The sequence below is a fragment of the Inquilinus sp. OTU3971 genome (genome assembly GCF_038440215.1).
Window position 1 is genome coordinate 1 of the sequence record NZ_JASATH010000262.1, and the last position, 8,761, is coordinate 8,761.

Annotated in this window: 8 protein-coding genes; 2 read left to right on the plus strand and 6 right to left on the minus strand. The window is 69.9% G+C overall.

The features are described from left to right. Positions 1 to 218 precede the first annotated feature (218 nt). The 6 genes from AAHM41_RS36835 to AAHM41_RS36860 form a co-directional block, all read right to left on the minus strand. Complete coding sequence (locus AAHM41_RS36835) at positions 219 to 971, minus strand: ABC transporter ATP-binding protein (protein ID WP_342241613.1); 753 nt, start codon at positions 969 to 971, stop codon at positions 219 to 221. After that, the gene (locus AAHM41_RS36840) at positions 968 to 1,834 is read right to left on the minus strand and encodes an ABC transporter ATP-binding protein (protein WP_342241614.1); all 867 of its coding nucleotides are present in this window, start codon (positions 1,832 to 1,834) and stop codon (positions 968 to 970) included. Before AAHM41_RS36840 ends, AAHM41_RS36835 begins: the two co-directional genes overlap by 4 nt. Next, on the minus strand, positions 1,831 to 2,754 hold the full coding sequence (gene nikC, locus AAHM41_RS36845; RefSeq protein WP_342241615.1) for a nickel transporter permease: 924 nt from the start codon (positions 2,752 to 2,754) through the stop codon (positions 1,831 to 1,833). The genes AAHM41_RS36840 and nikC overlap by 4 nt, the downstream gene beginning before the upstream one ends. Beyond that, a complete protein-coding gene (locus AAHM41_RS36850; RefSeq protein ID WP_342241616.1) occupies positions 2,751 to 3,797 on the minus strand; it encodes an ABC transporter permease in 1,047 nt (348 codons plus the stop codon). The genes nikC and AAHM41_RS36850 overlap by 4 nt, the downstream gene beginning before the upstream one ends. A gap of 177 nt (positions 3,798 to 3,974) precedes the next feature. Next, on the minus strand, positions 3,975 to 5,558 hold the full coding sequence (locus AAHM41_RS36855) for an ABC transporter substrate-binding protein (RefSeq protein WP_342241617.1): 1,584 nt from the start codon (positions 5,556 to 5,558) through the stop codon (positions 3,975 to 3,977). 42 nt (positions 5,559 to 5,600) lie between these two features. After that, entirely contained in the window at positions 5,601 to 6,809 is a 1,209-nt protein-coding gene (locus tag AAHM41_RS36860; protein WP_342241618.1) for a mandelate racemase/muconate lactonizing enzyme family protein, read from the minus strand. Between the two features lie 123 nt (positions 6,810 to 6,932). Here AAHM41_RS36860 and AAHM41_RS36865 point away from each other — a divergent pair, with 123 nt between their 5' ends. Both AAHM41_RS36865 and AAHM41_RS36870 read left to right on the plus strand, forming a co-directional pair. Then, on the plus strand, positions 6,933 to 7,613 hold the full coding sequence (locus AAHM41_RS36865) for a GntR family transcriptional regulator (protein ID WP_342241619.1): 681 nt from the start codon (positions 6,933 to 6,935) through the stop codon (positions 7,611 to 7,613). A 6-nt stretch (positions 7,614 to 7,619) separates the two neighbouring features. Continuing rightward, positions 7,620 to 8,534: a dihydrodipicolinate synthase family protein gene (locus tag AAHM41_RS36870; protein WP_342241620.1), complete on the plus strand. Its 915-nt coding sequence runs from the start codon at positions 7,620 to 7,622 to the stop codon at positions 8,532 to 8,534. Positions 8,535 to 8,761: the final 227 nt, after the last annotated feature.

The window sequence follows — 8,761 nt, forward strand, 5'->3', positions numbered from 1 at the left end:
GCGCGTCCGCGCGCGAATGGGCAGGGCACCGAACTCGCCCCCCCGCCAGTCTTGCGACAATCTGGGCCGGCTCGAGCTGAGAGAACCCCCTCCCCCTGCCCCCTCCCGCAAGGGGAGGGGGGACTCAAAAAACGCGATGCATGAATGTCGTAACGCTTGCGGGAGAGGCACCGCGAAGACGTTCGGCATCCTGTAAACCACCACGCTCCAGTGAGACCTCAGGCCGCCGGCGCCTCGCCATAGGCCTCGCTGGCGGTGAGCAGCTCCTGGGTGTAGGGGTGCGCGGGCGTGCCGGCGCGCAGCGTGGCCGCGTCAAAGCCGTCGACGATGCGGCCACCCTGCATCACCGCGATGCGGTGGCACATATGGGCGACCACGGCCAAGTCGTGGCTGACCAGGATATAGGTCAGGCCCCGCTGCGCCCGCAGGTCCATCAGCAGGTTCAGGATCTCCGCCTGCACCGAAACGTCGAGCGCGGAGGTCGGCTCGTCCAGCAGCAGCACCTCCGGCTGCAGCATCAGGGCGCGGGCGATCGCCACACGCTGGCGCTGGCCGCCGGACAGCTGATGCGGGTAGCGGAAGGCGGCGGTGCGCGGCAGGCCGACCGAGTCCAGCGCCGCGCCGACCGCATCCGTGGGCGGAACGAGCCCCTGGTTGCGCAGCGGCTCCAGCAGCTGGGCCTGGATGGTCTGGCGCGGATGCAGCGACCCGTAGGGGTCCTGGAACACCATCTGCACCCGCTTGAAGAAGCCGCGCGGCCGGACGGCCGGCAGCACCGTGCCGTCGAGCCGCACCTCCCCGCCATAGTCGGTGTTCAGACCGGCCAAGGCGCGCAGCACCGTCGACTTGCCGCAGCCGGATTCGCCGACCAGGCCGAAGGTCTCGCCCGCCGCGACGGCGAAGGAGACGCCGGCCACCGCCGGCGGCGCGTCGGCGGCGAAGCGCACGGCGAGATCGCGGACCTCGATCATGGCGTCGCCCCCGTCGGGGCCGCAGCCCCCGCCAGCCAGGCCGGATCGCGGCGCAGCACCGGCAGCCGGTCCTGGCTGCGGTGGATCGAGGGTAGCGAGGCCAGCAGCCCGCGGGTGTAGGGATGCTCCGCCCGGTCCAGATCGGCGGCCGGCAGGGTCTCCATCACCCGTCCGGCATACATGATCACCACCCGGTCGCAGAAGCGGCGGACCAGGTTGAGGTCGTGGCTGATCAGGATCAGCCCCAGGCCGCGGCTCTCGATCAGCTCGTCGAGCAGGTGCAACACCTCGAGCCGCACGGTGACGTCGAGCGCCGAGGTCGGCTCGTCGGCGATGACCACGTCCGGGCCGGCGATCAGCATCATCGCGATCATCACGCGCTGGCCCATGCCACCCGAGATCTCGTGCGGATAGAGGCGCGCGACCCGGGCGGGATCGCGGATCTTCACCGCCTCCAGGATCGCCAGGGTGCGCTCACGCGCCTCGCGGGCCGGTCCCTTGTGGTGCAACCGCCAGGCCTCGGCGATCTGCTCGCCGACCGGGACGACCGGGTTCAGCGAGTATTTCGGATCCTGCAGGATCAGCCCCATGCGCCGGCCGCGCAGATCCATCATCTGCCGCTCGCTCGCGGCCAGCAGGTCGGTGTCGCGGAAGGCCATTCGATCCGCGGTGACCCGGGCGCCCGGCGGCAGCAGCCGCATCAGGGCGCGGCCGACGGTGGACTTGCCGGCGCCGGATTCGCCGACGATGCCGAGCTTCTCGCGCCCGAGGGTGAAGGATACGCCGCGCACCACCGGCACGGCGCTGGCGCCGCGGCCGAAGGCGATGCCGAGGTTGCGGACCTCGATCAGGGGGTTGCTCATTCGCCGGACCTCGGGTCGAGCACGTCGCGCAGCGCGTCGCCGGCCAGGTTGAAGGCGAGGCTGACCACGGCGATGGCGATGCCGGGCGCGGTGATCACCCAGGGGCAGTCGATCATGAACTCCCGCCCGGTCGAGACCATGGCGCCCCATTCCGGCAGCGGCGGCTGCGCCCCGAGGCCGAGGAAGCCTAGGCCCGCCGCGGTCAGGATGATGCCGGCCATGTTCAGGGTCAGGCGCACCACCAGCGACGGCAGGCACATCGGCAGGATGTGGCGGGTGATGATGCGGGTCTTCGACGCCCCCTGCAGCCGCACCGCGGCGATGAAGTCGGCCTTCCGCAGGCTCAGCGCCTCGGCCCGGGCCAGCCGCGCCATCGGCGGCCAGGCGGTCAGCGCGATGGCGATGACGGCGTTGGTGATGCCGGGGCCGAGCGCAGCGGCGAAGCCCAGCGCCAGCACCAGTCCGGGGAAGGACAGGAAGATGTCGGTGACCCGCATCAGCACCTCGTCGGCCCAGCCGCCGAGATAGCCGGCACAGGCGCCGATCAGCAGGCCGATCGGGGCGACGATGACGGTGACGAGCAGGATGATGTAGATCGTCGTCCGCGCGCCATAGACGACGCGGGCGAAGACGTCGCGCCCGAACTCGTCGGTGCCGAACCAGTGCGCCGCCGAGGGCGGCTGCAGCCGGTTGACCATGTCCTGCGCGATCGGGTCGTAGGAGGTCAGCCACGGCGCGGCGATCGCCGCCACGATCAGCAGCAGGATGACGGCGAGCCCGGCGAGGCCGAGCGGATGCGTGGCGAAGCGCCGCCAGCCGCGATAGAGCTGCTGCATCGCCGACTGGAAGACGGTGCGCGGCGCATCCGTCCTGAGCCAGGCACGCAGCCCGCCATGGGGGGCGCTGAAGGTCGCGGTCATCGGGTGCGCGGGTCCAGGATGCGGTAGAGGCGGTCGGAGACGATGTTGATGACGAGGAAGGTGATGCCGATCAGCAGCACCGCGCCCATCACCACGTTCATGTCGTTCATCTTCAGCCCCCGGGTGAGGTATTGGCCGAGGCCGGGCCAGCCGAATACCGTCTCGATCAGCACCGCACCGTCGAGCAGCCCGCCGAAGGTGAGCGCGATGACGGTGAGCAGCTGGACGCGGATGTTCTTGAAGGCGTGGGCCCAGATCATCCGGCGGCGCGACACACCCTTGGCCCGGGCGGAGACGATGTATTCCTGGCCCAGCTGCTCCAGCATGAAGCTGCGGGTCATGCGGCTGATATAGGCGACCGAGTAGTAGCCGAGCACGGCGCCGGGCAGGATGATGTGGTCGAGCGCGTCGCGGAACACGTCCCATTCGCCCTGCAGCGCCGTGTCGAGCAGCAAGAGCCCGGTGATCGGCGGCACCAGCCCCTCGTTCAGGATGTCGATCCGGCCCGAGGCCGCGACCCATTGCAGCTTGGCGTAGAACAGGATCAGGGCGATCAGGCCGAGCCAGAAGATCGGCACCGAATGGCCGGCGAGGCCGATCACCCGGGCGACATGGTCGATCGGCTTGCCACGGTTGACCGCCGCGGCGACGCCGAGCGGCACCCCGACCAGCGTGCCGCACAGGATGGCGACCAAGGCGAGTTCGATCGTGGCCGGGAAGACGCTGAGCAGGTCGGCCGAGACCGGCTGGCCGGTGGTCAGCGACCGGCCCATGTCGCCGGTCGCGACCCGGCCGACATAGGACAGGAACTGCCACCACACCGGCTGGTCGAGGCCGAGCTCCTGGTACACCCGGTCATAGGTGACCTTGTCGACCTCCGACCCGGTCACCGCCAGCACCGGGTCGGCGGGCAGCAGCCGGCCCATCGAGAAGGTCAGCAGCATCAGCCCGATCAGGGTGACGACGACCGACAGGGTGCGGCCCGACAGGCGCCGCATGCGCAGGAAGCGCGCCGGCCGGTTGAACGTGTCGATCGTCGTCATGGGCTGACAGCCTCATAAGCCCAGTTGCGCTGCTGGCAACTCATGCCTGCCGCCGTCATGGCGAGGAGCGCAGCGACGTGGCCATCCAGGGGCCGATGCGAGCGGCCCTGGATGGCCACGCCCCTTCGGGGCTCGCCATGACGGTATGAAAACATTGAGGCCTGCTCCCAACGAGACTCAGTTCTTCTTCACGTCGTGCCAGCGCGTCGACCAGGTCGGGTTGCCGGCATAGCCGCTGACGCCCTGGCGGATGACATAGGGGTCGGTGCGCTGCAGCACGATCACCAGCGACGGCACCATCTCCTTGAACTTCTGGTCGATCTCGGTGAACAGCTGCGCCCGCTTGGCGGGATCGGTCTCGCTCTTCGACTGGGTGACCAGCTTGGTCAGTTCAGGCGCGTCCAGCGCCGTGCGCCAGAGGTAGTAGCCGCCGAGCTTCGCCTCGTCGCGGTTGTCCGGGTTGTAGGCGTACTGCACCAGCGTGCCGAAGGGATCGGGCAGCCGCGAGCCGGAGTTGCCGACCAGCACCTGGTACTTCCGGGCGCGGAAATCCGGCACGTGCTCGCCGGGCACCACCTCGAACTCGACCCCGGCCTTCTTGGCGCTGGCCTGCAACGCCACCGCCATCTTCAGGAGCGCGTCGCCCGAGGGGTAGAGCGTCTTCTTCAGCCCGTCCGGATAGCCGGCCTCGGCCAGCAGCTTCTTCGCCAGCTCCGGGTCGTACTGGTAGCCGGTCGGCTCGCCCGTCGGGGCGCCGGGCATGCCCTTGGGGATGATCGACTGCCACGGGAAGCCGTTGAAGTTCATCGTGGTCTCGGCCAGCGGCTTCCAGTCGATGATGTGCTGGAAGGCCTCGCGCACCTTGGGCTTGGCCAGGTCCGGGTCCTGCGTGTTCATGGCCATGTAGTAGAAGCCGAGGCCCGGCCCGGGGTCGACCACGGCGCCCTTGGCCTTCAGCGCCTCGATGTCGCTGTTCGCCATGTACTGGCCGATATCGATGTCGCCGGCCTCGACCTGCAGCCGCAGATTGCCGGATTCCGGCACGTGCCGCATGACCACGCGCTTCATCGCCGGCGCGCCGCCCCAATAGTCCGGCCGTGCGTCGCACAGCAGGATGTCGTTCGGCCGCCAGGTCGTGAGCTTGTAGGGGCCGCTGCCGGCGCTGTTGGCCTTCAGCCAGTTCTGGGCCAGGTCGCCGTTCTGCTCATGCTCCAGCGCCGTCTTCTTGTCGATGATGCCGAGCGAGGCGCCGGCCAGCGAGTAGAGCACGAGGTCGGTCGACACCGGTTCCGGCAGGCTGATCACCAGGGTCCGCTCGTCCTTGGCCTGGACCAGCTGGTCGACATTGTCCTTGGTGAAGCCCCAGAGCGCGATGTCGGTCGACCCGACCTGCCCCATCTTGATGACGCGCTGGATGGTCCAGGCGGCGTCCTCGGCCGTCACCGGGTTGCCGGAGGAGAAGGTGGCGCCCTGGCGCAGCGTCAGGGTGATGCTGCGCTTGTCGTCGGAGACGACCCAGCTTTCGGCCAGCATCGGCCGGATCGTGCCGAGGTCGTCCGGCGTCACCATCACGAGGTTGTCGTAGAGATTCGAGACGATCTCGGAGACCGTGCGGGCGTTGATCGCCGCCGGGTCGAGCGAGGGCACGGCGCTGAGCTGCGTGCCGATCACCAGCGCGTTCGCCGGCGACGCCGCCTGGGCGCCGGGCACACCGAAGGCGAGCGCCAGGGCCGCGGTCGCGGCCAGTAGGGACAGTCTCATTCTCGTCCTCCCCGTTGCGGCGGATGCCCGCCTTCTTGGTAGTTACGGAAACGCCGACGATCCGTCGGGGCGACGGCCGACGCGCCGCTCCCAATGGACGTAGCCGTCGGTCTTCAGCACCTCCTCGTCGATCTCGACGCCCCAGCCCGGCCGGTCGGGGCGCAGCTCGAGATAGCCGCCGCGCGGGAGATACGGGTCTTTCACGTACCAGGCGCCGGCCGAGGGGTCGTTCCGCTCGGCGCCGCCGCCCGCTTCGCCCCCGGCTTGGAACGTGTAGTTCGGACCGTGCGGCAGCCGGTATTCGAGGATGCGGAAATTCGGCTGGGCGGCGGAGAAATGCAGGTTCACCGCCGTGGCCAGCGGGCCCATCGGGTTGTGCGGCGCGACGGTGACGTAATGCGCCTCGGCGATCGCCGCGATCTTGCGCATCTCCAACAGGCCACCGACCACGCAGATGTCGGGCTGGATGATGTCGGCGCCGCGATGGGACAGCAGGCGCAGGAACTCGAAGCGGTTGTACAGCGACTCGCCGGTCGCCAGCGTACAGGCCATCTGCCGCTTGATGTCGCCCCAGACCTCGACATTCTCCGGCCGGATCGGCTCCTCGAAGAACAGCGGGTCGTAGGGGGCCAGCGCGTTGCCGAGCTGCACCGCCTGGTGCGGCTCGAAGATGCGGGCATGGGCGTCGAAGGCGATCTCGTAGTCGCTGCGCACCGTCTCCCGCAGCGAGCGGAAATACTCGGCGCTGGTGCGCACCACCTCGCCCCAGCGGTTTTCGTAGATGTTGATGCGGTAGGGGCTGAGCTTGAAGGCGGTCAGGCCCCAATTCTCGTTGAGGCGATCGAACTCCTCCCGCGCGGCCGGCGCGTCGGGCGCGGTGTAGACGCCGGCATAGACGCGCACGCGGTCGCGGGCGTTGCCGCCGAGCAGCATGTAGACCGGGACGCCGAGCGCCTTGGCCGAGATGTCCCACAGGCAGTGGTCGATCGCCGAGATCGCCGCCAGGGTCAGCGCGCCGGGCGGGAAGCGCGTCTGCTGCATCAGGTACTGGACGATGTACTCGATCCGGCGCGGGTCCTGCCCCTGCAGGAAGGTGAACAGGTACTCCAGCAGCGGCGCGAGCGCCCGGTCGGGCCCGTGGTTGTAGCACTCGCCCCAGCCGGTGAGGCCGTCATCGGTGTCGATGGCGACGAGCAGACGTGGGCGATCCTTGTCGCGCGTCATATAGGTCCGCAGACGGTCGATCTTCACGCCGCGTATCCTTCCCAGGCCCTGTTGCTTCCTCGCGGCTAGACTTAACCTCATGAGACCTGATATATCAAGTCTCAAGAAATCGCCGGCGTCGGAAGCCGCCGGATCCAGCAAGAGGACAGCGTGCACCGCCCCCTGCCATCCCTCGATCCGAACATGCTGAAGGGGCTGCGCGAGCACGTTCACGAGCAGCTGCGCCAGGCCATCATCTCCGGCCAGCTGCCGACCGGCTCTCTCCTGAACGAGCGGCAGGCGGCGGCGCAGCTGGGCGTCAGCACCACGCCGCTGAAGGAGGCGCTGCGCCGGCTGGAGCTGGAGGGGCTGGTGCGGACCGAGCCGCGCCGCGGCATCCGCATCACCTTTGACGCGGCCCAGGCCGAGGAGATGGCGCTGGCGCGCGCGGCGCTGGAGAGCATGATCGCCCGCCTGGCCGCGGCGCGGATCACGGATTCGGAGATCGCGGAGCTGCGCGCGGTCGGCGAGAGCATGCGCCAGGCGACGGCGGCGGGCGCGGTGCGCCGGCTGATCGCGCTGAACGAGACCTTCCACGATACCATCCACGCCGCGTCCGGCTGCCGCTACCTGCAGCGCCTGTTGGCCGGCCAGCTGGTCTACGACAAGGCGACGCGCCGCTTCCTGCTCAACGATCCGGACGAGCGGGAGCGCGCGCTGAACGAGCATCTGAGCATCCTCGCGGCCCTCGAAGCGCGCGACGAGGACGCGGCCGAACGGGCGATGCGCGACCACATCGTGCGGTCGGGCCGACAACATGTGCAGACGGCGTTCGCGCGCCGGAAGGAGTAGCTGAGAATGGACACCCCAACGACCCAGGCATCCGGCCTGCGGCGCGCGCTGTGCGGCATCTCGGGCGTGCATGCGACCGCCTACACGGCCGAGGGCGGCGTCGACGCGGCGCTGACCGGCCGCATCGTCGAGCGCATCGTCGCCGGCGGCATCCATAATGTGGTGGCCGCCGGCAACACCGGCGAGTTCTACGCCCTGTCGCCCGACGAGGTCCGGCTGGTGCACGACACGGCGGTGGCCGCCGCCCGGGGCCGCAGCAATGTCGTCGCCGCCATCGGCCGGTCGCTCACCGAGGCGATCGCGCTGGGCCGCCGCGCCAGGGAGGCCGGGGCGAACGCGATCATGTCGCACCAGCCACTCGACCCCTTTGCCGCACCCCAGGCGCAGGCCGCCTATTTCCGCGCGATCGCGGATGCGGTCGACCTGCCGCTGGTCGCCTATGTCCGGTCCGACGCCATGGGCCTCAACGACCTGCTGTCGGTCGCCAACCACCCCAATGTCGTCGGCGTGAAGTTCGCCACCACCAACCTGATGCTGCTGGCCGAATGCGTGCGGTCTAGCGACACCGGCACCGCCGTCTGGGTCTGCGGCCTGGCCGAGGGCTGGGCGGCGCCCTTCTACGCCCTCGGCGCCCGCGGCTTCACCTCCGGCCTGGTCAATGTCGACCCGGCCCGGTCGCTGGCCATCCACGCGGCGCTGGAGGCGGGCGACTATGCCAAGGCCCGCGCCCTGGTCAGCGAGATCGCCCGCTTCGAGACGCTGCGCACCCGCTACGGCAACGGCGCCAACGTCACCGTGGTCAAGGAGGCGCTGGGCCTGCTCGGCTTCCCGGCCGGCGCGGTGCGCCTGCCGGGCCTGCCGGCCCTCGACCCCGCGGACCGGGAGACGCTCGAGCGCGAGGTGTCGCGCTGGGGCGTCTGAACAGGCCTGACTCCGGCATTTATACATCGCCCTTTTTGAGTCCCCCCTCCCCTTGCGGGAGGGGGGTAGGGGGAGGGGGTTCTCTCGGCTCGATCCGGCCTGGACCGTCACAAGCCGGCACGGATGGCGACTTCGGTGCCCTGCCCATTCGCGCGCGGACGCGCGCAGCCCCCGCCCCCTGCCCCCCCCCCCCCCCCGGGGGGGGGGGGGGGAAAAAGGGGGGGGAG

Bases quoted from the DNA above. Each gene is read 5' to 3' on its own strand.
- AAHM41_RS36835 (WP_342241613.1), bottom strand. From the start codon at position 971: ATGATCGAGGTCCGCGATCTCGCCGTGCGCTTCGCCGCCGACGCGCCG.
- AAHM41_RS36840 (WP_342241614.1), bottom strand. From the start codon at position 1,834: ATGAGCAACCCCCTGATCGAGGTCCGCAACCTCGGCATCGCCTTCGGC.
- nikC (WP_342241615.1), bottom strand. From the start codon at position 2,754: ATGACCGCGACCTTCAGCGCCCCCCATGGCGGGCTGCGTGCCTGGCTC.
- AAHM41_RS36850 (WP_342241616.1), bottom strand. From the start codon at position 3,797: ATGACGACGATCGACACGTTCAACCGGCCGGCGCGCTTCCTGCGCATG.
- AAHM41_RS36855 (WP_342241617.1), bottom strand. From the start codon at position 5,558: ATGAGACTGTCCCTACTGGCCGCGACCGCGGCCCTGGCGCTCGCCTTC.
- AAHM41_RS36870 (WP_342241620.1), top strand. From the start codon at position 7,620: ATGGACACCCCAACGACCCAGGCATCCGGCCTGCGGCGCGCGCTGTGC.